Below are 22,822 nucleotides of genomic sequence, written 5' to 3' on the forward strand. Positions count from 1 at the left end.
TCTGTTCAACGGCGTGTCGTCCGACCGTATTCACGCCCGTCCCCCTACGTCATGTCCATGGCCCCCGGTGTCACACGATCGCCATTCGGCCGTCACAGGCCGGGGTCCGTACCCCGCGGTCACCGCCCCGAAGAGCCGCGTTCCGATACGCCGACGGCCTTCCTCCGCGTGGTGCACCGCGGAAGAAGGCCGGAAACCGGAGGCCGGCCGGACGCGGCCGGCCGGTCCATGCCGTGTGGCCAGGGCCGTGCGGCTTGGGCCGCAGCCTGGGCCGTGTGGCCTAGATGCCGTTCAGCTTGGACTGCGTGGCGAGGAACTGGGTGCCGATGCCGGTGTCGTTGCTGGAGAAGAGGCCCGACGCGCCGCGCAGGCTGGTCTTCTCCGCCGCCAGACGGCCCATCAGGGTCTTCACCTGCTGGTCCCAGGTGTCCGCCACCTTCTTCAGGCCGGCGGCGGTCTCCCAGCCGTCGAAGCCCTTCTGCGCGGTGCCGGTGTCGGCGTCCGCGTGTTCCGCGGCCTTCTTGGTGTTGGGCTCCAGCTCGGTCTCGATGGTGTTCGCCGCGGCCTTCTTCTGGGCCGGGGTCGAAGCGAAGTCCCCGGAGCCGCCCGGAACGAACGGGCCCATCGGGCCCTTCGGGTTGCCCGGCGCGGCCGGTCCCGTCGGAGCTGTCGGGCCGCTCGGCTCGACCGGCACGTGGTTCAACCGCATGCCGACCTGAAGGTCCGCCACCTGGCCGCCATCCTCTGACATGTTCACGCCTCCCCGTTGAATGTCGGCTCGATCATATGCATGGCGGCCGGGACTCGGTCTACCCGACATACTGAGCGGTCGGTAATCTGACCGGCATGACGATTCCTCCGCGCGCCGCCCGTCACTGTTGGCATGCTGCGATCAACCCGCTGCACGCGACCATCTACTTCTCTCCCGACCTGGGCAAGGAGTTCGCCGCCCTCGGGGTCACCGAGCGGCCCGCCGTGAACCTCGCCTCCCGCTCCGCCGCCATGGGCGCCGTCGGACCCGGCACGGTGACCGCCACCTTCTACAACTACCGCCACGACTTCGTCGCCCGGCACCTGCCCGCCGTCTGGGACACGATCACCCCCGAACAGGCCCTCGACGCCCGGCTGCGCGCCGCCGACGGCACCCTGCGCCGACTGCTCGGCGCGGAGGCGATCGAGTCCCCCGAGCTCGCGGAGGCCGCCGACCTCGCCCTGCGCGCCACCGAGGGCTGCACCCGGCACGCCCGTCCCCTCTACGCCGCCCACGCCGACCTGCCCGTACCCGAGGAGGCGCACCTGCGCCTCTGGTACGCCACCACCCTGCTGCGCGAGCACCGCGGCGACGGCCACCTCGCCGCCCTGCTGCTCGCCGGGCTGGACCCGCTGGAGGCGCTCGTCAGCCACACCGCCACCGGCCGCGGCATGACCCCCAAGTGGATCAAGGCCATCCGCGGCTGGGAGCAGTCCGACCTCGACGCCGCCGCCGACCGGCTGCGCGAGCGCGGGATCCTCGACGCGGCGGGCGAGCTCACCGAGGAGGGCGCCGCCGTACGCGAGCGCCTGGAGGCCGACACCGACCGCCTCGACGCGGCCCCGTACGAGCACCTCGGCGCCGAAGGCCTGGCCCGCCTCGCCGAGCTCGGCGGCGGACTCGTCCTCAAGGCCGTCACCGCGGGCGCCTTCCCCGCGGACGCCTTCGGCAAGGCCTGACGGGTCCGGCGCGGGTCCGGCGCGGGTCCGGGCGGGGTCCTGGCGGGGTCCGGGCGGGGTCCGGGCCCGGCTCCGGGCGCGGGTCTCCCGGCCCCCGTCACCGCCACCTGCCACAATTGGCAGCCTTCCAGTGCAAACGAAGGCAGGCGGGACCCGATCGTGACGATGTCCATCGAAGGCAGGATCGCCGAGGAGCTCGGCGTACGGGAGCGGCAGGTCAAGGCCGCCGTCGAGCTGCTCGACGGCGGCTCCACCGTGCCGTTCATCGCGCGCTACCGCAAGGAAGCGACCGAGATGCTCGACGACGCCCAGCTGCGCACCCTCGAGGAGCGGCTGAGGTATCTGCGCGAGCTGGAGGACCGGCGCGCGGCGATCCTGGACTCCGTACGGGAGCAGGGCAAGCTCGACGCCGAGTTGGAGGCCCGGATCAACGCGGCCGACACCAAGGCCCGGCTGGAGGACATCTACCTCCCGTTCAAGCCCAAGCGGCGCACCAAGGCGCAGATCGCCCGCGAGGCCGGCCTGGAGCCGCTCGCCGACGGCCTGCTCGCCGACCCGTCGGTGGAACCGGCCGCCGCCGCAGCCGCGTTCGTCGACGCCGGCAAGGGCGTCGCCGACCCGGCCGCGGCCCTGGAGGGCGCCCGCGCCATCCTCACCGAGCGCTTCGGCGAGGACGCCGACCTGATCGGCGAGCTGCGCGAGCGCATGTGGGGCCGGGGCCGGCTCGCCGCGAAGGTCCGCGAGGGCAAGGAGGAGGCGGGCGCCAAGTTCGCCGACTACTTCGAATTCGCCGAGCCCTTCACCGCGCTGCCCTCGCACCGTGTCCTCGCCATGCTGCGCGGCGAGAAGGAGGACGTCCTCGACCTCACCCTGGAGCCCGAGGCCCCCGAGGACGCGGCCGCCCCCGGCCCGTCCACGTACGAGGGCATGGTCGCCCGCCGCTTCGGCATCAACGACCGCGGCCGTCCCGGCGACAAGTGGCTGGCCGACACCGTCCGCTGGGCCTGGCGCACGAAGATCCAGGTGCACCTCGGCATCGACCTGCGGATGCGGCTGCGCCAGGCGGCCGAGGACGAGGCCGTACGGGTCTTCGCGTCCAACCTGCGCGACCTGCTGCTCGCGGCGCCCGCCGGCACCCGCGCCACGCTCGGCCTCGACCCGGGCTTCCGCACCGGGGTGAAGGTCGCCGTCGTCGACGCCACCGGCAAGGTCGTGGCGACCGAGGTGATCTACCCGCACGTGCCCGCCAACAAGTGGGACGAGTCCCTCGCCAAGCTGGCCCGCCTCGCCAAGGAGCACGCGGTCGAGCTGATCGCCATCGGCAACGGCACGGCCTCGCGCGAGACCGACAAGCTCGCCGGCGACCTGATCACCCGCCACCCCGAGCTGAAGCTCACCAAGGTGATGGTGTCCGAGGCGGGTGCCTCCGTGTACTCCGCCTCCGCGTTCGCCTCGCAGGAACTCCCGGACATGGACGTGTCGCTGCGCGGCGCGGTCTCCATCGCCCGCCGCCTCCAGGACCCGCTCGCCGAGCTCGTCAAGATCGACCCCAAGTCGATCGGCGTCGGCCAGTACCAGCACGACCTGTCCGAGGTGAAGCTCTCGCGCTCGCTCGACGCGGTGGTCGAGGACTGTGTGAACGGCGTCGGCGTGGACGTCAACACCGCCTCCGCGCCCCTGCTCTCGCGGGTGTCGGGCATCAGCGGCGGGCTCGCCGAGAACATCGTGTCCCACCGCGACGCCAACGGCCCCTTCCGCAGCCGCAAGGCGCTCAAGGACGTGGCCAGGCTCGGCCCGAAGGCGTACGAGCAGTGCGCGGGCTTCCTGCGGATCCGCGGCGGGGACGACCCGCTGGACCTCTCCAGCGTGCACCCCGAGTCCTACCCGCTGGTCCGGGGCATGGCCAAGACGGCCGGCAGCGACGTGGCGGCGCTGATCGGCAACACCGGCGTGCTGCGCTCGCTGCGGCCGGAGCAGTTCGTCACCGAGGCCTTCGGCCTGCCGACGGTGACGGACATCCTGCGCGAGCTGGAGAAGCCGGGCCGCGACCCGCGGCCGGCCTTCAAGACGGCCACCTTCAAGGAGGGCGTCGAGAAGATCGGCGACCTGGCCCCCGGGATGATCCTGGAGGGCGTGGTCACGAACGTGGCCGCGTTCGGCGCCTTCATCGACATCGGCGTCCACCAGGACGGGCTGGCCCACGTCTCGGCCCTGTCGAAGAACTTCGTCAAGGACCCGCGGGACGTGGTCAAGCCGGGCGACATCGTCCGCGTGAAGGTCCTGGACGTGGACATCCCGCGCAAGCGGATCTCGCTGACGCTCCGGCTGGAGGACGAGGCCGACCGCCCGGCGGGCGGCGCTCCCCGACAGCGCGAGGACCGTCAGGAGCGGCGCGGCGGCCGTCCCCCGCAGCAGCGCGGCGGCGGCCAGGGCGGCCAGGGGCAGGGCCAGGGACAGGGCGGCGGCCAGGGCCGGGGTCAGGGCGGCGGCCAGGGCCGGCAAGGACAGCGTCAGCAGGGACAGCGCCAGGGCGGCAGCGGCTCCCCGGCCCCGGCCAACAGCGCGATGGCCGACGCCCTGCGCCGGGCGGGCCTCACCGGCGGCCCCGAGGAGCGCCGCAAGCGCTGAGCAGGGTGCCTCCCGCGGCGTCGCACGCCCGGTTTCCAGGATGGCCGAATAGCCACCCCACCTGGAGACACACCTTGCGAACTGCCGTACATGATCTGTAGGCATGGTGGAACGCCCGTTCGCCGAATGGCGAACGGGCTTCCGTTTCTCTCCTCAGGACCCCACTCCCAGAGGCCGCCTTGAAGGCACAGGACGCCATGCCCACGCCCACGCACGCCTATCGACGCTGCCCGCGAAAGGGTCCGAAGAGGGATCACATGCCCCACTCGCAACCCAGCCTCCGTAAACGGTGCGAGAAGATTCTCAGCCATCTGGAGCTGACACATCCCTTCTCCATCGAAGGGCTGTGCAACCGGATCGCCGAGCAGCGGGGCCGCCCCATCCACCTGCACCCCCTCCCCAAGGAGGCGGCCGAATCAGGGGTGTGCGGGCTGTGGGTGGGCACCGACAGCGTCGACTTCGTCTTCTACGAGGCACAGACCACCGCACTGCACCGCGAGCACATCGTGCTCCACGAGCTCGGGCACATCCTGTTCGGCCACAACTCCCTGGAGGCCGAGGACAACGACGGGCAGGTCCCGGTCGTCCTCGGGCGCACCAACTACACCACCAGCCAGGAGCAGGAGGCGGAAATGCTGGCCAGCATGATCCGCATCCGCACCACGAGCCCCTGCCCGCAGTCGGCCGCCGGGCCCCGCTCCACCCTCGCCTGGCTGGAATCCGCCATGGGCTACGGGCGGGGGAGCCATGGACGCCGCTGACCTCACCGCCTTCGGCGACTCGCTCGCCGTGCCCAGCGTCGTCTGCCTCTGGGCGGCCGTCCTGCTGCGCGCCCCGGCAGCCCTGCGCTCCCCGCAGCAGCGCGGCCTGTGGCTCGCCGTCGCGACCGCCGCCGCCGCGATGACGCTGAACCTCCCGGACATCGTCGCGTACGCGATGCGCGACCCGGACTACGCGCACACCGTCGGCCTCGTGCGCAACCTGATCGGCGTGCTGTCCGCGGGCACCGTGCTCTACTTCGTCGCCGCCGCCACCCGCGGCCGGGCCCTCCAACTCGCCTCCTGGGTGGGGACGGTGGTCTGGCTGACGACCCTGGTGGTGCTGGACACGGCCGCCCCCGCGCACACCGTCCACACCATCCCCCCGCACGGCGACCCTGCGCCCTCCCTCGCGTACTGGCTGCTGCTGATCTCCGCGCACCTCCTCGCCAACACCACCTGCGTCTCGCTCTGCTGGCGCTACAGCCGCCGCACCGAGAGCCGGGGACTGGCCGCCGGGCTGCGGCTGTTCGGCCTGGGCACCGGGCTCGCCGGCGTGTTCTGGTTCGTGTACCTGCTCAAGGCCCTGTTCGGCAGCACCTGGGCGGTGCCCGCCCTGCCGCTGATGATGAACCTGCACGGGCTGCTGCGGGCCGCCGCGATCCTCGTGCCCACCCTGTTCACACTGCGCCGCACCTGCGCCGACATCGCCACCGCCTGGCGGCTGTGGCCGCTCTGGCACGACCTGGTCCAGGCGGTCCCGCACGTCGCCCTCACCAAGCCGCGGGCCGGCCGGGTCGTGGAGCTGCTGTGGCCGCCCGTCCCGCGCAACCTGCTGGTGTACCGCAAGGTGATCGAGACCCGCGACGCGATCCTGATCCTCGGCGAGTACGTCGCCCCGGGCGTTCCGGAGCTGGCCCGCAGCCACGTCACGGGGCACGGGATCCCCGAGCAGCGGCGCACCGCGGCCGCGCTGGCCTGCGTACTGAAGGAGGCGCGGCAGGCGAAGCTCGCCGGCCGGCCCGGGCAGCCGGGGGAGGACGCGGCGTGGGAACTGCCCGCCGCGATGCAGACCTCCGCCGAGGGCGGCGACCTCGACGACGAGGCCCGGTTCCTGGTCGACGTGGCGCAGGCCTACGGAGCGGCGTCGACCTCGGACTTCACCCCGCAGCGCCCGAGCCCGCAGCGCCCGAGCCCGCAGGGCCCGCACACCCCGTAAGGAAGTGACCCTCTCTTGACCACCGTTCTGATCACCGGGGCCAGTGCCGGACTCGGCGCCGCCTTCGCCCGCGGCTTCGCGGCCAAGGGCTGCGAACTCGTCCTGGTCGCCCGCGACAAGGACCGCCTCGAAGCCGTGGCCCGGGAACTCGGCCGGGAGTTCGGCACGGCCAGCGAGGTGCTGCCCGCCGATCTGCTGGACCCGGCGGACTGCGCGGCCGTCGGCGAGCGGCTGGCCGACCGCGAGCGGCCCGTGGACATCCTCGTCAACAACGCGGGCTTCGGGCTGCCCGCGCCGTTCCCGTACAGCCCGGTCGAGGACGAGGAGCGGCTGCTCGACCTGCTGGTGAGGGTCCCGCTGCGGCTCACCCACGCCATGCTGCCCGGGCTGCGCGAGCGCCGCCGGGGCGCGGTGCTGAACGTCTCCTCGGTGGCCGGGCTGCTGCCGACCGGGACGTACGGGGCCGCCAAGGCCTGGGTCACCGCGTTCAGCGAGTCGCTGAGGGTGGACATGGAGCCGTACGGGGTCCGGGTGCTGGCGGTGGTCCCGGGGTTCACCCGCACCGAGTTCCAGGCGCGCGCCGGGATGGACGTCAGCTCCCTGCGCGAGGCCGTGTGGCTGGAGCCCGATGCCGTGGTGGCCAAGGCCCTGCGGGACCTGGCCCTGCGCAGGCCGGTGAGCATCACCGGCCTGCGCTACCAGGCGTACGCGCTCGCCGTCCGGCACCTGCCGCGCGGCTTCGTGGCCGCCCGGCTGGCGCGCAAGCGGCGCGAGCCGCAGCGGTAACGGCTCGCCCCTAGGGGGTGTCGTCAAAGTAGCTTCGTCCGCCCGTGAGGGCGGGGCCGGCGGGGTCTGGTGCGTGCGATCGCAAGGCGGAGGAGAGAGGCGACGCTCGCGTCGTCGACCGACGACAACGCGGCGAGCGCGCGTGCCAGACCCCGCCGGCCAGAAGGGACTTTGACGACACCCCCTAGAGCTCGGTGACCTTGCCGTCCGCGACCTCCAGGCGGCGGGTCACGTGCACCGCGTCCAGCATCCGGCGGTCGTGGGTGACCAGGAGCAGAGTGCCCTCGTACGCGTCCAGGGCCGACTCCAGCTGTTCGATCGCCGGAAGGTCCAGGTGGTTCGTGGGCTCGTCCAGCACCAGCAGGTTCACCCCGCGGCCCTGGAGCAGCGCCAGGGCGGCCCGGGTTCGCTCGCCGGGGGAGAGCGTGGCCGCCGGGCGCAGGACGTGCGCCGCCTTCAGGCCGAACTTGGCCAGCAGGGTCCGTACTTCGGCCGGCTCGGTGTCCGGGACCGCCGCGCAGAAGGCCTCCAGCAGCGGCTCGTCCCCGAGGAAGAGCCCGCGCGCCTGGTCCACCTCGCCGACCAGCACGCCCGAACCGAGCGTGGCCGCACCGGAGTCGGGCACCAGCCGGCCGAGGAGGACGGCGAGGAGCGTGGACTTGCCCGCGCCGTTGGCGCCGGTGATCGCCACCCGGTCCGCCCAGTCGATCTGGAGGCTGGCCGGGCCGAAGGCGAAGTCCCCGCGCCGCACCGCGGCCTCGTTCAAGGTGGCGACGACCGAGCCGGAGCGCGGCGCCGCGGCGATCTCCATCCGCAGCTCCCACTCCTTGCGGGGCTCGTCGACGACGTCCAGCCGCTCGATGGCGCGCTGCGTCTGGCGGGCCTTGGCGGCCTGCTTCTCGCTGGACTCGCCGCGCAGGTTCTTGCCGATCTTGTCGTTGTCGCTCGCCTTGCGGCGGGCGTTGCGGACGCCCTTGTCCATCCAGTTGCGCTGCATCTGGGCGCGGCCCTCCAGGGCCGCCTTCTTGCCCGCGTACTCGTCGAACTCCTCGCGGGCGTGCGTACGGGCCCGCTCGCGCTCCTCCAGATAGGCGTCGTAGCCGCCGCCGTAGAGGTTGATCTGCTGCTGCGCGAGGTCGAGTTCGAGGACCTTGGTGACGGTCCGGGTCAGGAACTCGCGGTCGTGGCTGATGACGACCGTGCCCGCGCGCAGGCCCTTCACGAACCGCTCCAGGCGCTCCAGACCCTCCAGGTCCAGGTCGTTGGTCGGCTCGTCGAGCAGGAAGACGTCGTAGCGGGAGAGCAGCAGCGAGGCCAGACCCGCGCGGGCGGCCTGGCCGCCGGAGAGCGCGGTCATCGGCAGGTCCAGGCTCACGGCCAGCCCGAGCTCGTCGGCGACCTCCTGGGCCCGCTCGTCGAGGTCGGCGCCGCCGAGGTTCAGCCACTGGTCCAGGGTCGTCGCGTACGCGTCGTCCGCGCCCGGGGTCCCGTCGACCAGGCCCTGGGTCGCCGCGTCCAGCGCCGCCTGGGCGGCGGCGACGCCCGTACGCCGGGCCAGGAAGTCCCGTACGGACTCCTCGGGGCGCCGCTCCGGCTCCTGGGGGAGGTGACCGACGGCGGCGGTGGGCGGGGAGAGCCGCAGTTCACCGGTCTCGGGCGTGTCCAGGCCGGCGAGCAGGCGCAGCAGGGTGGACTTCCCGGCGCCGTTGACACCGACGAGGCCGATGACGTCGCCGGGGGCGACGACGAGGTCGAGATCGGCGAAGAGCGTGCGCTCACCGTGCGCGGCGGTGAGGTTCTTGGCGACGAGGGTTGCAGTCATGGTCCGTCGATCCTATCCGCGCCGCGGGCCATGGCCGTAAAGGTGGGATGAGCGTCATTGCGGCCATCGGCGCCGCGTCACACCATGGGGTCATGTCGGTGCGAAACGTGCTCGTCGTCCTCTACGACGGCCTGCAGAGCCTGGACGTGACCGGGCCCGTGGAGGTCTTTGCCGCGGTCGGCCGCTTCCCGGGGCGGGCGGGGGCCGGGTACGCGATCCGTACCGTCTCCCCGGGCGGGGCGCCCGTACGGACGAGCAGCGGGCTCACGCTGGTGCCGGACGGGGACCTGGAGGGCGAGCGGCCGGGCGCGGGCACCACCCTGCTGGTGCCGGGCGGGCAGTACCGGGGGGACTTCGAGCCCCGGCTGACCGAGTGGCTGCGCGCCTACGGGGGTGGCGCGCAGCGGCTGGTGTCCGTCTGCACGGGCGGGCTGCTGCTGGCCGAGGCCGGGCTGCTGGACGGGCGGCGGGCGACGACGCACTGGTACGTGTGCGAGCAGATGGCCCGGGACTACCCCGAGGTGACCGTCGAACCGGACCCGATCTACGTACGGGACGGCCCGGTGGCCACCTCGGCCGGGGTCACGGCGGGGATCGACCTCGCGCTGGCGCTGGTGGAGGAGGACCACGGGAGGGAGGTGGCGCTCGCCATCGCCCGGCACCTGGTGGTCTTCCTGCGCAGGCCCGGGAACCAGTCGCAGTTCAGCGCGCAGCTGGCGGCGCAGACCGCGCAGCGGGAACCGCTGCGGGAGGTGCAGCAGTGGATCACGGAGCATCCGGGCGCGGACCTGAGCGTGGAGGTGCTGGCGGCGCGGGCCAGGCTCTCCCCGCGCCACTTCGCCCGAGCCTTCCAGCGGGAGACGGGGGTGACGCCCGGCCGCTATGTGGAGCGCGTGCGCGTGGAGCACGCGCGGCGGCTCCTGGAGGACACGGGGGACGGGGTGGCCCAGATCTCCCGCGCCTGCGGCTACGGCACCCCGGAGGCCCTCCGCCGCGCCTTCGTGAAGACCCTGGGCCAGCCCCCGGCCGAATACCGGCGCCGCTTCGGCCCCGACCCCGCGTAGACCGCCGCTCGGCGGTCAGACCACCCACTCAGGAGGAAACATGCAGATCGCAGTCCTGCTCTACGACCGGTTCACCGCGCTCGACGCCATCGGGCCCTTCGACACCCTCGGGCGGCTCTCCGGCGCCGAGGTCGTGTTCGTCTCGGAGCGGCCCGGGCCGGTGCGGACCGACAGCGGGGCGCTCGCGCTCGTCGCCGACAAGGGGCTCGACGAGGTGACCCGGCCCGACATCGTCATCGTGCCCGGCGGGCCCCACCCCGAGCTGGAGATGGAGAAGCCCGCCGTCCTGGACTGGCTGCGCTCCGTCGACGCGACCACCACCTGGACCACCTCGGTCTGCACCGGATCGCTCCTGCTGGCCGCCGCCGGTCTGCTCAAGGGGCGGCGGGCGACGAGCCACTGGCTCTACCTGGACCGGCTGCCCGCCTTCGGAGCCGAGGCCACCGGCGAGCGCGTCGTGTACGACGGCAAGTACGTCACCGCCGCCGGGGTGTCCTCCGGCATCGACATGGGCCTCGGCCTCCTCGGCCGCATCGCCGGCGACGAGTACGCCCAGACCGTCCAGCTCATGACCGAGTACGACCCCCAGCCGCCCTACGACGCCGGCTCGCCGGACAAGGCCCCGGCCGAGATCGTGGCGCGGCTGCGCGCGGTCAATCCGCTGGGCGGCCGGTAGTCCGCCCGGCAGTCCTCGCTGTCGTCGCCGAGGCGGTCGCCGCGGCGGTCCAGCCGAAGGACGGCGTACGGCGCTCCAGGAACGCGGCGACGCCCTCCGCGGTGTCGCCGCTCCCGGCCGCCTGCTCCGCCCAGTAACCGTCCCGGTCCGTGCGCCCGTCCGCGAACTCCTTGGCCGCCGCCTGCGTCAGCTGCGAGCGGGTGGTCAGGATGCGGGCGAAGTCCGCGACGCGCTTGTCCAGTTGACCGGCCGGCAGCAGCTCGTTCAGGAAGCCGGCCCGCAGGGCGTGCTCGGCGTCGATCAACTCCGCCGAGAAGAGCAGGTACTTGGCCACGGCAGGGCCGACCAGCGCGGCCAGCCGGCGGGTCGAGGACGCGGGGTAGACGATGCCCAGCTTCGCCGGGGTCACCCCGAAGGAGGCCCCCTCCTGCGCGAAGCGCAGATCGCAGGCGGCGGCCAGCTGGCTGCCGCCGCCCACGCAGAATCCGCGGATCGCCGCGAGCGTCGGCTTCGGGAAGGCGGCCAGGGCCTCCTCCGCCGCCACGGCCAGCGCCTGCGGGTCCTCGTCGCCGGTCAGCGAGGAGATGTCGGCCCCCGCGCAGAAGGTCGGCCCGGCCCCGGTCAGGACGAGCACCCGTACGGCCGGGTCGGCCGCGAGCCCCTCCAGAACCTCCGGGAGCGCCCGCCACATCGCCGCCGTCATGGCGTTGCGCTTGGCGGGATGCGAGATGACGACCGTGGCGACCCCGTCGGCGACCGTGTGCCGGAGGGCTGCCTCCTGCCCCGCTTCCTGCACCTCTCCCGGCGCTGCGTCCTGGGCTGCTTCCTGGGCTGCGTCCATGCGCCGGATGCTATCCCGGCCGGTCGGCCCTGTGATCAAGGGGACTCGGTCCGGGCGGCGCCGGGGGAGGCGGCGCGACCACGGGCGCGACGGCGTTCGCCGCGCCGTTCCTCCTCCGCGTGATCGGAACGTTCTGCTCGCCCGCCCTGTTGTTCGACGGGCCGAGCCCGCTCCTCCGGGCGCGCGGACCCGGCGCATTCCGGGCTTGGTCAGGGAAGACGAGGTCCCGGCGGGCGCGGCCGCCGCGACCGGGCCCGGACATCGCGGCCGAGAAAGGTCCCACAGAAGATCAGGAACGGTCGCACAACTGACGCTGTCATACGCCAACGGTCAGAAAGCGCCCGATTGACGCTGACTTCTGGTCAGGGGTCCGGTCCGGACCAGTCCGCTCCCCACTCTTGACGCGTGGAGACGATCGAGCGTGAAGACGGGGGCCGGAAGATGGATGTCAGCGGGAGCGTCCCGCCAGCCAAGGAGGGGGAGCCGGCGGCCGCCCCGGCCGACCCCCTCGCGTACGAAGGCGTGTGGCGGTTCACCGTGCCCGCTGTAGAAGAATCCGTTCCGCAGGCCCGCCGGGCCGTCCGCGACCTGCTGGGCCGCCAGGGCGTGCCGGCCGACCGGGACCTCGTGTACTCGCTGCTGCTGATCGTCTCCGAACTGGTGACGAACTCGGTCCGGCACGCGGCCCTGCTCTCGCCGGAGGTCGCGGTCGAGGTCGCCATCGGCCGGGAGTGGGTACGGGTGGCGGTCGAGGACAACCACCCGTACCGCCCCAAGGCGCTGGAGGCGGATTTCGGCCAGACCGGCGGCCGGGGCCTGCTGCTGGTGCGCGAGGTCACGCGCGAGTCCGGCGGGGTCTGCGACGTCGAGCACACCTCGACGGGCGGCAAGGTCATCTGGGCGGCCCTGCCGCTCGCCGCACCGGCCCCGCGGTCCCCCGCGGTCTGAAACGACGTACGGGCGGCTACCAGCCCGCGGCATCCCCGGTCAGTTCGCGGATCGCGGGCCGGGCCGCGTCGAGCACGGTCATGAACCAGGCGGAGAACGGCACCTCGGCGTGGCGCTTGGCCAGCTCCTCGGCGGTCACGAACGCGGTGTCCCCGACCTCCTCCGGATCCGGCCGCAGCCGCGACTGCGCGAGTCCCACGAAAAGGTGGTTGTACTCCTGCTCCACCAGGCCCGACGCGGGGTCCGGGTGGTTGTAGCGCACGGTTCCCGCCTCCGCGAGCAGCGAGGGCGACAGGCCCAGCTCCTCGTGGGTGCGCCGGGCCGCCGCCGCGAACGGCGACTCCCCGGGGTAGGGGTGACCGCAGCAGGTGTTCGACCAGACGCCGGGGGAGTGGTACTTCCCGAGGGCGCGCTGCTGGAGCAGCAGGCGGCCCTGCTCGTCGAAGAGGAACACGGAGAAGGCCCGGTGCAGCAGACCGGGCGCCTGATGGGCGGAGAGCTTCTCCGCCGTGCCGATGGTGTTGCCGGACTCATCGACCAGTTCGAGCATGATCGGTTCCTGAGTGCCGGTGCCGGGGGACGCGGTGTTCGCGGCGGTGGCTGGTGTGGTCGGCATACCCATCCTTCGCTTCGGACTTCGGCCTTCAGTCTGCCGTACAAAAGAGGCTTGTCCCCACTTCGGCCATCCGCGCATGTCCGCCCTTGGGGCGTGGTAAGCGGCGGGGGCGGAGCACCCCCGCTCCCCGGGTTTGTGGTATCTCGCCGTGATCGTCAATGATGATCGCGCCGGGGCCGGAAGCCCCGGAATATTCGGCTTATCGGGGAGTAAACGGGTGGTGAACCCCCGCTTCCATTCATCCGATAGCCTCTGCCGACGTGCCGCCGCCCCCGCCGGGGCGCCCGTCCAGTGTTCGCTGCAAGGAGTGAGTCCGTCTGTCGACCGTCATCCTCACCGGCCTGCCGGTCCCCGGATCACCGCTCACCGACGGGCTGCGCTCCCTCGGCTTCGACGTCCGCCCGGCCGCCGGCCCCGAAGAGGCAGCCGCGGCGCTGGCCGGCGTACCCGCCGACCAGCGCGTCGCCGTCGTCGACAGCGCCTTCGTCGGACACGTCCACGCCCTGCGGCTCGCGCTGACCGACCCGCGCTTCGACGCCTGCGCCGTGACCGGCGCCTTCGCCGTCCAGCCGGCCGCCCGCGCGGCCCTGGACAAGGCCGCGGCCCTCCCGGCGGAGGGCGACGGCCCGTACGCGGACCGGCTCGCCGCCGCCGTCGAGGCCGCCGGGACCGCCGTCCAGCACCCCGAGCTCGGCACCCTGGTCGCCGCCGTCCCCGCCACCGAGGCCGAGCGCGCCGCGGCGGACGCCGCCGTCGCCGCCGTGGACGACGAGGCCGTACGCCTGCGCACCGCCGTGAAGTCCCGCGACGGGTTCTTCACCACCTTCTTCATCAGCCCGTACTCGCGCTACATCGCCCGCTGGTGCGCGCGCCGCGGCCTGACCCCGAACCAGGTCACCACCGCCTCGCTGATCACCGCGCTGATCGCGGCCGGCTGCGCCGCCACCGGCGAGCGCGGCGGCTACGTCGCGGCCGGCGTGCTGCTCCTCGTCTCCTTCGTCCTGGACTGCACGGACGGGCAGCTCGCCCGCTACTCGCTCCAGTACTCGACGATGGGCGCCTGGCTCGACGCCACCTTCGACCGCGCGAAGGAGTACTCCTTCTACGCGGGCCTCGCGCTCGGCGCCGCCAGGAACGGCGACGACGTGTGGGCCCTCGCGCTCGGCGCGATGATCCTCATGACCTGCCGCCACGTCGTGGACTTCGCCTTCAACGAGGCCAACCACGACGCCACGGCGAACACGAGCCCGACGGCGGCCCTGTCCGACAAGCTCGACAGCGTGGGCTGGACGGTCTGGATCCGGCGGATGATCATCCTGCCGATCGGCGAGCGCTGGGCCATGATCGCCGTGCTCACCGCGGCCACCACCCCCCGGATCGTCTTCTACGCCCTGCTCATCGGCTGCGCCTTCGGCGCCCTCTACACCACCGCCGGCCGCGTGCTGCGCTCGCTGACGCGCAAGGCCGAGCGCACCGACCGGGCCGCCCGGGCACTGGCCGACCTCGCCGACTCCGGCCCGGTCGCCGAGCTCGCGGGCCGTCTCGTGGGCCGGATGGCGCCCGGGGCCGCGATCGCCGCCGCCGTGATCGGCTCGGTGGCCCTGCTGTGGACGGCCTGGGCGTACGAGTTCGGCGCCCGCCAGGTGGTCATCGCCGCCGTCTTCTACGCCGTGCTGGCCGGAGCGGCCGTCGCCCGCCCCCTCAAGGGCGCCCTCGACTGGCTCGTCCCGCCCGTCTTCCGGGCCGCCGAGTACACCACCGTGCTGATCCTCGCCGCCAAGGCGGACGTGCCCGGGGCCCTTCCCGCGGCATTCGGACTGGTCGCGGCGGTCGCCTACCATCACTACGACACGGTCTACCGCATCCGCGGTGGATCGGGCGCGCCCCCGCGGTGGCTGGTGTGGACGATCGGCGGTCACGAGGGCCGGGTCCTGCTGACCGCGGTCCTGGCCTCCGCCCTGGCGACGCGCGCCGCCGACTTCCCCGTCGCGCTCACGGCCCTGGCCGTGTTCGTGGCACTCGTGGTGCTCGTGGAGAGCATCCGCTTCTGGGTCTCCTCCGGGGCACCCGCCGTACATGACGAAGGAGAACCAGCATGATCGGCCTTGTACTCGCTGCCGGTGCCGGACGCCGCCTGCGTCCCTACACCGACACCCTGCCCAAGGCCCTCGTGCCCGTCGGTCCCGAAGGCGCCGAGGACAGCCTGACCGTGCTGGACCTCACCCTCGGCAACTTCGCCGAGGTCGGCCTCACCGAGGTCGCGATCGTCGTCGGCTACCGCAAGGAGGCCGTGTACGAGCGCCGCGAGGCCCTGGAGGCCAAGTACGGGGTCAAGATCACGCTGATCGACAACGACAAGGCCGAGGAGTGGAACAACGCCTACTCCCTGTGGTGCGCGCGTGACGTCCTGAAGCAGGGTGTGATCCTCGCCAACGGCGACACCGTCCACCCCGTCTCCGTCGAGCGGACCCTGCTCGGCGCCCGCGGCAACGGCCAGAAGATCATCCTCGCCCTCGACACGGTCAAGAGCCTGGCCGACGAGGAGATGAAGGTCGTGGTCGACGGCGCCAAGGGCGTGCAGAAGATCACCAAGCTCATGGAGCCCTCCGACGCCACCGGCGAGTACATCGGTGTCACCCTCATCGAGCCGGAGGCCGCCGAGGCCCTCGCCGAGGCGCTGAAGACCACCTTCGAGCGCGACCCCGACCTGTACTACGAGGACGGCTACCAGCAGCTCGTCAACGACGGCTTCGTCATCGACGTGGCCCCCATCGGCGACGTCAAGTGGGTCGAGATCGACAACCACGACGACCTCGCCAAGGGCCGGACGATCGCATGCCAGTACTGACGAGGCTCATCCCCTCCCCGGTCGTCGTCGACATCAGCCGCGGCGCCATGGACGACCTGGCCGGCCTCCTGGCCGACCAGCGGATCTCGGCGTCCGGCAAGCTGGCGATCGCGATCAGCGGCGGCTCCGGCCAGCTGCTGCGCTCCAAGCTGGAGCCCGTACTGCCGCACGCCGACTGGTACCCGGTCGCCGACGGCACGATCGACTCCGCCGTCAAGCTGGCCGACGACATAAAGGGCCGTCGCTACGACGCCGTCGTCGGCCTGGGCGGCGGCAAGATCATCGACGTGGCGAAGTACGCCGCGGCGCGGGTCGGGCTGCCCATGGTGGCCGTCGCCACCAACCTGGCGCACGACGGCATCTGCTCGCCCGTGGCCACGCTGGACAACGACAACGGCCGCGGCTCCTACGGTGTGCCCACGCCGATCGCGATGGTCATCGACCTCGACGTGATCCGCGACGCCCCGGTGCGGTTCGTCCGCTCCGGCATCGGCGACGCGCTCTCCAACATCTCGGCCATCGCCGACTGGGAGCTCTCGCACAAGATCACCGGGGAGCCCGTGGACGGCCTGGCCGCCGCCATGGCCCGTACCGCGGGCGAGGCCGTCCTGCGCCACCCCGGCGGCTGCGGCGACGACACGTTCCTCACCGTCCTCGCCGAGTCCCTGGTGCTCACCGGCATCGCCATGTCGATCAGCGGGGACACCCGGCCGGCCTCCGGCGCCTGCCACGAGATCAGCCACGCCTTCGACCTGCTCTACCCGGGCCGCTCCGCGCTCCACGGCGAGCAGGTCGGCCTCGGCGCCGCCTTCGCGATGTTCCTGCGCGGCGCCGACGAGCAGGCCGGACTGTTCGTCGAGTCGCTGCGCGGCCACGGGCTGCCCGTACTGCCCGCCGAGATCGGGTTCAGCGTGGACGAGTTCGTCGCGGCCGTCGAGTACGCCCCCCAGACCCGTCCGGGACGCTTCACGATCCTGGAGCACCTCAATCTGTCCACAGCCGAGATCAGGGACGCTTACGCCGACTATGCCAAGACCATCCGTAGCTGAACTCCGGCCCGTCGTTCACCCGCCGGGCGTCAAGGACCGGCGCAGTGGCGAGCACTGGGGCGGTCGCCTCTACATGCGCGAGATCTCCCTGCGCATCACCCGGGTCCTGGTGAACACCAAGGTCACGCCCAACCAGCTGACCTACCTGATGACCCTCGCCGGTGTCCTGGCGGCCCCGGCACTGCTCGTGCCGGGCATCTGGGGCGCCGTACTCGGCGTGGTCTGCGTCCAGCTGTACCTGCTGCTCGACTGCGTCGACGGCGAGGTCGCCCGCTGGAAGAAGCAGTACTCGCTGTCCGGCGTGTACCTGGACCGGGTCGGCGCCTACCTGTGCGACGCGGCCGTCCTCGTCGGCTTCGGCCTGCGCGCCAGCGACCTGTGGGGCACCGGGCGGATCGACTGGCTGTGGGCCTTCCTGGGCACCCTCGCGGCCCTCGGCGCCATCCTGATCAAGGCCGAGACCGACCTGGTCGGCGTCGCCCGGCACCAGACGGGCAAGGAACCCGTCGCCGAGGCCGCCGCCGAGCCGCGCTCCTCCGGCATGGCGCTGGCCCGCCGGGCCGCGTCCGCGCTCAAGTTCCACCGGCTCGTCCTCGGCATCGAGGCCTCGCTGCTCATCCTGCTGCTGGCGGTCTTGGACCAGGTCCGCGGCGACCTGTACTTCTCCCGGCTCGGCGTGGCCGTGCTGGCCGGCATCGCGATGCTCCAGACGGTGCTGCACCTGGTGTCGATCCTGGCCTCCAGCAGGCTCAAGTGACGACGCCGATGCGGCTGGGCGCCGTGATCATCACCATGGGCAACCGCCCCGACGAGCTCAAGGCGCTGCTCGACTCCGTGGCCCGCCAGGAGGGCGACCCGGTCGAGGTCGTCGTCGTGGGCCAGGGCGTCCGGCTCCCCGGTCTGGAGGGTTCGCTGCCGGGCCTGCGCGTGGTCGAGCTGCCCGAGAACCTGGGCATCCCCGGCGGCCGCAACGTCGGCATCGAGGCCTTCGGCCCCGGCGGCAGCGAGGTCGACGCCCTGCTCTTCCTCGACGACGACGGGCTGCTGGAGCGCACCGACACCGCCGAGCTGTGCCGGCAGGCCTTCGCCGAGGACCCCCGGCTCGGGATCGTCAGCTTCCGGATCGCCGATCCGGAGTCCGGCGAGACCCAGCGCCGGCACGTGCCCCGGTTGCGCGCCTCCGACCCGATGCGCTCCTCCCGCGTGACCACCTTCCTGGGCGGCGCCAACGCCGTCCGCACCTCGGTGTTCAAGCAGGTCGGAGCCTTGCCGGGAGAGTTCTTCTACGCGCACGAGGAGACCGACCTCGCCTGGCGGGCGCTCGACGCAGGGTGGTTGATCGACTACCGGGCGGACATGGTGCTGCTGCATCCGACGACCGCCCCCTCCCGGCACGCGGTCTACCACCGTATGGTGGCTCGTAACCGGGTGTGGCTCGCCCGCCGCAACCTGCCTGCTCCGCTGGTCCCGGTCTACCTGGGCGTCTGGCTCCTGCTGACGCTGCTGCGCAAGCCCTCGGGGCCGGCGCTCAAGGCCTGGTTCGGCGGGTTCAAGGAGGGGTGGACCACCCCCTGCGGTCCCCGGCGCCCCATGAAGTGGCGTACGGTCTGGCGGCTGACCCGGCTGGGCCGACCGCCTGTCATCTGACAGGCTCGCGTCTGAGAACATACGTGATCCCGGGACGTACGCGGTCACGGAACATGCATGATCACGGGCCGAGCGCCCCAGGCCCGATGCCACCTTCTGCCGCATCTTGAAGACGGAAAGTTTCAACTTGTGAGTGACACAACCCAGGATGGCGCCCTCGCCACGAGCAAGCCGCCGTCTGAAGACGCCGGGCTGACCCCGGCGGAGCTCGCCAGGAAGTACGGCCTGTCCGTCAGCGGTGCCCGGCCGACCCTGCCCGAGTACGTGCGCCAGCTCTGGGACCGGCGCCACTTCATCATGGCGTTCTCCCGGGCCAAGCTGATGGCCCAGTACAGCGAGGCGCGGCTCGGCCAGATCTGGCAGGTGGCCACCCCGCTGCTGAACGCGCTGGTGTACTACCTGATCTTCGGCCTGATCCTGAACGCGGGCCGGGGCATGGAGAAGGGGGTCTACATCCCCTTCCTGGTGACGGGCATCTTCGTCTTCACCTTCACGCAGAGCTCGCTGATGGCGGGGGTCCGGGCCATCCCCGGCAACCTCGGCCTGGTCCGCGCCCTGCACTTCCCGCGCGCCTCCCTGCCGATCTCCTTCTCGATGCAGCAGCTCCAGCAGCTGCTGTACTCGATGATCGTCGTGGTGGTCGTCACGGTCGGCTTCGGCAACTACCCGAGGCTTTCGTGGCTGCTGGTCATCCCGACCCTGGCGCTGCAGTTCATCTTCAACACCGGTCTCGCGCTGGTCTTCGGGCGGATGGGTTCCAAGACCCCCGACCTCGCGCAGCTGATGCCGTTCATCACGCGTACCTGGATGTACGCCTCGGGCGTCATGTTCTCGATCAGCGGGGCGCTCAAGGAGAGGGACGTGCCCGCGTGGGTCTCGGACGTGCTCCAGTGGAACCCGGCGGCGATCTACATGGACCTGGTCCGGTTCGCGCTGATCGACGACTACGGCCGGGAGAACCTCCCGCCGCACGTCTGGGCCTTCGCCGTCGGCTGGGCCGTCGTGATCGGCCTCGGCGGATTCGTGTACTTCTGGAAGGCTGAGGAGCGTTACGGCCGTGGCTGAGAACTACCGGGGCAACGTCCCCACCGTCATCGCCGACGACGTGCACATCGTCTACCGCGTCAACACCGGCAGCTCCGGCAAGGGCAGCGCCACCGCCGCGCTGAGCAAGATAATGCGCCGGGGCAAGGGCGATGCCCCCGGCGTCCGCCGGGTCCACGCCGTGCGCGGCGTCTCCTTCACGGCGTACCGCGGCGAGGCCATCGGCGTCATCGGCTCCAACGGCTCCGGCAAGTCCACCCTGCTGCGCGCCATCGCCGGCCTGCTGCCCTGCGAGTCGGGCAAGGTCTACACCGACGGCCAGCCCTCGCTGCTGGGTGTCAACGCCGCACTGATGAACGACCTCACCGGTGAGCGCAACGTGGTCCTCGGCGGTCTCGCGATGGGAATGAGCCGGGAGCAGATCCGGGAGCGCTACGACGACATCGTCGACTTCTCGGGCATCAACGACAAGGGGGATTTCATCTCCCTTCCGATGCGCACGTACTCCTCCGGTATGGCGGCGCGCCTGCGCTTTTCCATTGCCGCGGCCAAGGACCACGACGTTCTGATGATCGACGAGGCCCTCGCCACCGGTGACCGCAAGTTCCAGGTGCGTTCCGAGGAGCGCATCCGCGAACTGCGCAAGCACGCCGGAACCGTTTTCCTGGTGAGCCACAACAACAAGTCCATCCGCGACACCTGCAGCCGCGTGCTGTGGCTGGAGAAGGGTGAACTGCTGATGGACGGGCCCACCGAGGAAGTCGTCTCGGCCTACGAGAAGGCGACCAGCGCCTGACCGCGGTCCTCGCCGGCCCCCGTCGCTCCCGAGCGGCGGGGGCTTCGGCATGCCGGCCGACATTCGGTAGCCGAGTGAATACCCGAGAGGCTGCCGCGGCGTTGTACAGCGTAAGCTGGAGCAGTCCTGAATCACGCCAGAGGGGACGATTCCCCGCAGGTGAACGGCCTGGGGTACCCCGGGGAAAGTCCGGCGGCGTGTCCGAAATAGGATGTATTGGGTCCGCAGTGTAGAACGGGAGACGTGACGGCAATGGCTACGGGAATTCTCCGGCCCCCAGGCATTACGGCCGTCCCCCGCGCGGGCGGCGGGCGGTGACCCCCGGGCACGGTATCCGGCCACGGCGGGACGCGGCCCCCTCAGCCCCAGACGCCCGAGCCCAGGCGTACGCCACCCTCGGCAAGGCGCGCTCGGAGAACTTCCCCGTCGCCCCGTCCTTCCTCCCGCGCGCCTGGCGCGACGGCCTCATGGCGGTGTACGGGTACGCCCGCCTGGTCGACGACATCGGCGACGGCGACCTCGCCCCCGGCGGGCACGACGCGGTGCTCCTGGGCCTCGACCCGGCCGCGGCGGACGAACCGCTCGCCATGCTCGACGCCCTCGAAGCCGACCTCCGGCGCGTCTTCGGCGCTCCGGGCGGCCCCCCGCGCCACCCCCTCCTGCAGGCGCTGCGGCCCGTCGTCCGCGCCCACGGCCTCACCCCCGAGCCCTTTCTCGGGCTCATCGAAGCCAACCGCCAGGACCAGCGCGTCACGCGCTACGCGACGTACGGGGACCTCCTCGCGTACTGCGAGCTCTCCGCGAACCCCGTCGGCCGCCTCGTGCTCGCCCTCACCGGCACCAGCACCCCCGAGCGGATCCGCCGCTCCGACGCCGTCTGTACCGGCCTGCAGATCGTCGAGCACGTGCAGGACGTCGCGGAGGACCTCGGCCGCGACCGGATCTACCTCCCGGCTGAGGACATGCGCCGCTTCCACGTGGCCGAAACCGACCTGAAGGCCCACCGCGCCGGCGCGTCCGTACGCTCCCTGGTCGCGTTCGAGGCGGAACGCGCCCGGGACCTCCTGAATGAAGGCACCCCGCTCGTGGGTAGCGTGCACGGCAGGCTCCGGCTGCTGCTCGCGGGCTTCGTGGGAGGAGGGCGTGCCGCCCTGCGAGCCGTCACCGCCGCCGGCTTCGACGTACTTCCCGGCCCGCCCAAGCCCACCAAGAGCGGCCTGATCCGCGAGGTGGCCGCCGTCCTGCGCACAGCGCCGAGAAAGGGGTGAGCCCGACCGTGGAGGGTTCCGCACACACGTCCGCACCGTCCCCGGCGGTCCTGGCGGCGTACAGCTACTGCGAGGCCGTCACCGGCTCCCAGGCGCGCAACTTCGCGTACGGCATCCGGCTGCTGCCCTCCGACAAGCGGCAGGCGATGTCCGCGCTGTACGCGTTCTCCCGGCGCGTCGACGACATCGGCGACGGCACGCTCGCCCCCGAGGCCAAGTTCGCCCGGCTCGAGGAGACCCGCTCCCTCCTCGGCCGGATCCGGGCCGAGGAGATCGACGAGGACGACACCGACCCGGTCGCCGTCGCCCTCGCCCACGCCGCCCGCCGCTTCCCGATTCCGCTCGGCGGCCTCGACGAGCTCATCGACGGGGTCCTCATGGACGTCCGCGGCGAGACCTACGAGACCTGGGACGACCTCAAGGTCTACTGCCGCTGCGTGGCCGGGGCCATCGGGCGGCTCTCCCTCGGCGTGTTCGGCACCGTGCACACCGGCGGCCTCGGCGCGGCCGACGCCGCGCGGGCCGGCGACTACGCCGACACCCTCGGCCTCGCCCTCCAGCTCACCAACATCCTGCGCGACGTCCGCGAGGACGCCGGCAACGGGCGTACCTACCTGCCCTCCGAGGACCTCGCCAAGTTCGGCTGCTCGGACGGGTTCGGGAGCGAGCGGCTGCCCGCCGGAGCCGACTTCGCCGGGCTCGTCCACCACGAAGTCCGGCGCGCCCGCGCCCTGTTCGTCGAGGGCTACCGGCTGCTGCCCATGCTCGACCGGCGCAGCGGCGCCTGCGTGGCCGCCATGGCCGGCATCTACCGGCGCCTGCTCGACCGCATCGAGCGCGAGCCCGAGGCCGTGCTCCGCGGCCGCGTCTCGCTGCCCCCGCACGAGAAGGCGTACGTCGCCGTGCGCGGCCTGTCCGGCCTCGACGCCCGGACCATCTCCCGACAGAGCACGCGGAGGCGGAGCTGATGGGCCCGACGCAGACGCCGCACACCCCGGCGGCGCATCGCACCAGGCCGACGGCCGCCGCGCGGGCCCGCGGCCGGCAGGCAACCCCGGCGCGGGCCGCCGCGTCTCACCGTGCGGGCTCCGCCCGGACGGCC

Annotated in this window: 21 protein-coding genes; 17 read left to right on the forward strand and 4 right to left on the reverse strand. The window is 72.5% G+C overall.

Translation table 11 applies throughout. The annotated features are described in order from the left end of the window. Window positions 1-280: 280 nt before the first annotated feature. Window positions 281-751, reverse strand: coding sequence for a hypothetical protein (locus ACFYZS_RS20150; RefSeq protein ID WP_389014061.1), 471 nt, complete (start codon window positions 749-751; stop codon window positions 281-283). 95 nt (window positions 752-846) lie between these two features. Here ACFYZS_RS20150 and ACFYZS_RS20155 point away from each other — a divergent pair, with 95 nt between their 5' ends. The 5 genes from ACFYZS_RS20155 (at window position 847) to ACFYZS_RS20175 (ending at window position 7,101) form a co-directional block, all read left to right on the forward strand. Continuing rightward, window positions 847-1,710, forward strand: a complete 864-nt coding sequence (locus ACFYZS_RS20155; protein ID WP_389014064.1) for a hypothetical protein — start codon at window positions 847-849, stop codon at window positions 1,708-1,710. 159 nt (window positions 1,711-1,869) lie between these two features. Then, window positions 1,870-4,338, forward strand: coding sequence for a Tex family protein (locus ACFYZS_RS20160; protein ID WP_389014066.1), 2,469 nt, complete (start codon window positions 1,870-1,872; stop codon window positions 4,336-4,338). A gap of 257 nt (window positions 4,339-4,595) precedes the next feature. Beyond that, window positions 4,596-5,099, forward strand: coding sequence for a hypothetical protein (locus ACFYZS_RS20165; protein ID WP_389014069.1), 504 nt, complete (start codon window positions 4,596-4,598; stop codon window positions 5,097-5,099). After that, window positions 5,086-6,315 carry an MAB_1171c family putative transporter gene (locus ACFYZS_RS20170; protein WP_389014072.1) on the forward strand — a complete coding sequence of 410 codons (1,230 nt, stop codon included), beginning with the start codon at window positions 5,086-5,088 and terminating at the stop codon, window positions 6,313-6,315. Before ACFYZS_RS20165 ends, ACFYZS_RS20170 begins: the two co-directional genes overlap by 14 nt. 15 nt (window positions 6,316-6,330) lie before the next feature. Continuing rightward, entirely contained in the window at window positions 6,331-7,101 is a 771-nt protein-coding gene (locus ACFYZS_RS20175; RefSeq protein WP_389014075.1) for an SDR family NAD(P)-dependent oxidoreductase, read from the forward strand. Window positions 7,102-7,285: 184 nt separating this feature from the next. Here ACFYZS_RS20175 and ACFYZS_RS20180 read toward each other — a convergent pair whose 3' ends face one another. Beyond that, entirely contained in the window at window positions 7,286-8,923 is a 1,638-nt protein-coding gene (locus tag ACFYZS_RS20180) for an ABC-F family ATP-binding cassette domain-containing protein (protein WP_389014078.1), read from the reverse strand. A gap of 92 nt (window positions 8,924-9,015) precedes the next feature. Here ACFYZS_RS20180 and ACFYZS_RS20185 point away from each other — a divergent pair, with 92 nt between their 5' ends. Then, complete coding sequence (locus ACFYZS_RS20185) at window positions 9,016-9,987, forward strand: GlxA family transcriptional regulator (protein WP_389014081.1); 972 nt, start codon at window positions 9,016-9,018, stop codon at window positions 9,985-9,987. A gap of 40 nt (window positions 9,988-10,027) precedes the next feature. Then, window positions 10,028-10,663, forward strand: coding sequence for a DJ-1/PfpI family protein (locus ACFYZS_RS20190; protein ID WP_389014083.1), 636 nt, complete (start codon window positions 10,028-10,030; stop codon window positions 10,661-10,663). Here ACFYZS_RS20190 and ACFYZS_RS20195 read toward each other — a convergent pair. After that, window positions 10,641-11,504 carry an enoyl-CoA hydratase/isomerase family protein gene (locus tag ACFYZS_RS20195; protein ID WP_389014086.1) on the reverse strand — a complete coding sequence of 288 codons (864 nt, stop codon included), beginning with the start codon at window positions 11,502-11,504 and terminating at the stop codon, window positions 10,641-10,643. The genes ACFYZS_RS20190 and ACFYZS_RS20195 overlap by 23 nt on opposite strands. 441 nt (window positions 11,505-11,945) lie before the next feature. On the opposite strand from ACFYZS_RS20195, the gene ACFYZS_RS20200 reads away from it, so the two are divergent. Then, window positions 11,946-12,452, forward strand: coding sequence for an ATP-binding protein (locus ACFYZS_RS20200; protein ID WP_389014324.1), 507 nt, complete (start codon window positions 11,946-11,948; stop codon window positions 12,450-12,452). Between the two features lie 16 nt (window positions 12,453-12,468). Here the strand turns inward: ACFYZS_RS20200 and idi are convergent, their stop codons facing one another. Further along, window positions 12,469-13,068 carry an isopentenyl-diphosphate Delta-isomerase gene (idi, locus tag ACFYZS_RS20205; RefSeq protein WP_030159799.1) on the reverse strand — a complete coding sequence of 200 codons (600 nt, stop codon included), beginning with the start codon at window positions 13,066-13,068 and terminating at the stop codon, window positions 12,469-12,471. Window positions 13,069-13,385: 317 nt separating this feature from the next. On the opposite strand from idi, the gene ACFYZS_RS20210 reads away from it, so the two are divergent. The 9 genes from ACFYZS_RS20210 (at window position 13,386) to hpnD (ending at window position 22,688) form a co-directional block, all read left to right on the forward strand. Continuing rightward, window positions 13,386-15,167, forward strand: a complete 1,782-nt coding sequence (locus ACFYZS_RS20210) for a DUF5941 domain-containing protein (RefSeq protein ID WP_389014327.1) — start codon at window positions 13,386-13,388, stop codon at window positions 15,165-15,167. Further along, window positions 15,164-15,916, forward strand: coding sequence for a sugar phosphate nucleotidyltransferase (locus ACFYZS_RS20215; RefSeq protein ID WP_389014089.1), 753 nt, complete (start codon window positions 15,164-15,166; stop codon window positions 15,914-15,916). Before ACFYZS_RS20210 ends, ACFYZS_RS20215 begins: the two co-directional genes overlap by 4 nt. Next, the gene (locus ACFYZS_RS20220; RefSeq protein ID WP_030870806.1) at window positions 15,904-16,965 is read left to right on the forward strand and encodes an iron-containing alcohol dehydrogenase family protein; all 1,062 of its coding nucleotides are present in this window, start codon (window positions 15,904-15,906) and stop codon (window positions 16,963-16,965) included. The genes ACFYZS_RS20215 and ACFYZS_RS20220 overlap by 13 nt, the downstream gene beginning before the upstream one ends. Beyond that, window positions 16,943-17,722 carry a CDP-alcohol phosphatidyltransferase family protein gene (locus tag ACFYZS_RS20225; RefSeq protein WP_389014093.1) on the forward strand — a complete coding sequence of 260 codons (780 nt, stop codon included), beginning with the start codon at window positions 16,943-16,945 and terminating at the stop codon, window positions 17,720-17,722. Before ACFYZS_RS20220 ends, ACFYZS_RS20225 begins: the two co-directional genes overlap by 23 nt. A gap of 8 nt (window positions 17,723-17,730) precedes the next feature. Further along, entirely contained in the window at window positions 17,731-18,612 is an 882-nt protein-coding gene (locus tag ACFYZS_RS20230; protein WP_389014330.1) for a glycosyltransferase family 2 protein, read from the forward strand. A gap of 129 nt (window positions 18,613-18,741) precedes the next feature. Next, on the forward strand, window positions 18,742-19,677 hold the full coding sequence (locus ACFYZS_RS20235; RefSeq protein ID WP_389014096.1) for an ABC transporter permease: 936 nt from the start codon (window positions 18,742-18,744) through the stop codon (window positions 19,675-19,677). Then, on the forward strand, window positions 19,670-20,452 hold the full coding sequence (locus ACFYZS_RS20240; RefSeq protein ID WP_134069770.1) for an ABC transporter ATP-binding protein: 783 nt from the start codon (window positions 19,670-19,672) through the stop codon (window positions 20,450-20,452). Before ACFYZS_RS20235 ends, ACFYZS_RS20240 begins: the two co-directional genes overlap by 8 nt. Window positions 20,453-20,784: 332 nt before the next feature. Beyond that, entirely contained in the window at window positions 20,785-21,720 is a 936-nt protein-coding gene (gene hpnC, locus ACFYZS_RS20245; protein WP_389014333.1) for a squalene synthase HpnC, read from the forward strand. Next, on the forward strand, window positions 21,717-22,688 hold the full coding sequence (hpnD, locus tag ACFYZS_RS20250) for a presqualene diphosphate synthase HpnD (RefSeq protein WP_389014099.1): 972 nt from the start codon (window positions 21,717-21,719) through the stop codon (window positions 22,686-22,688). Before hpnC ends, hpnD begins: the two co-directional genes overlap by 4 nt. Window positions 22,689-22,822: the final 134 nt, after the last annotated feature.

It is taken from the genome of Streptomyces sp. NPDC001903 (assembly GCF_042891345.1).
In the GTDB taxonomy this organism is placed as follows: Bacteria; Actinomycetota; Actinomycetes; order Streptomycetales; family Streptomycetaceae; genus Streptomyces.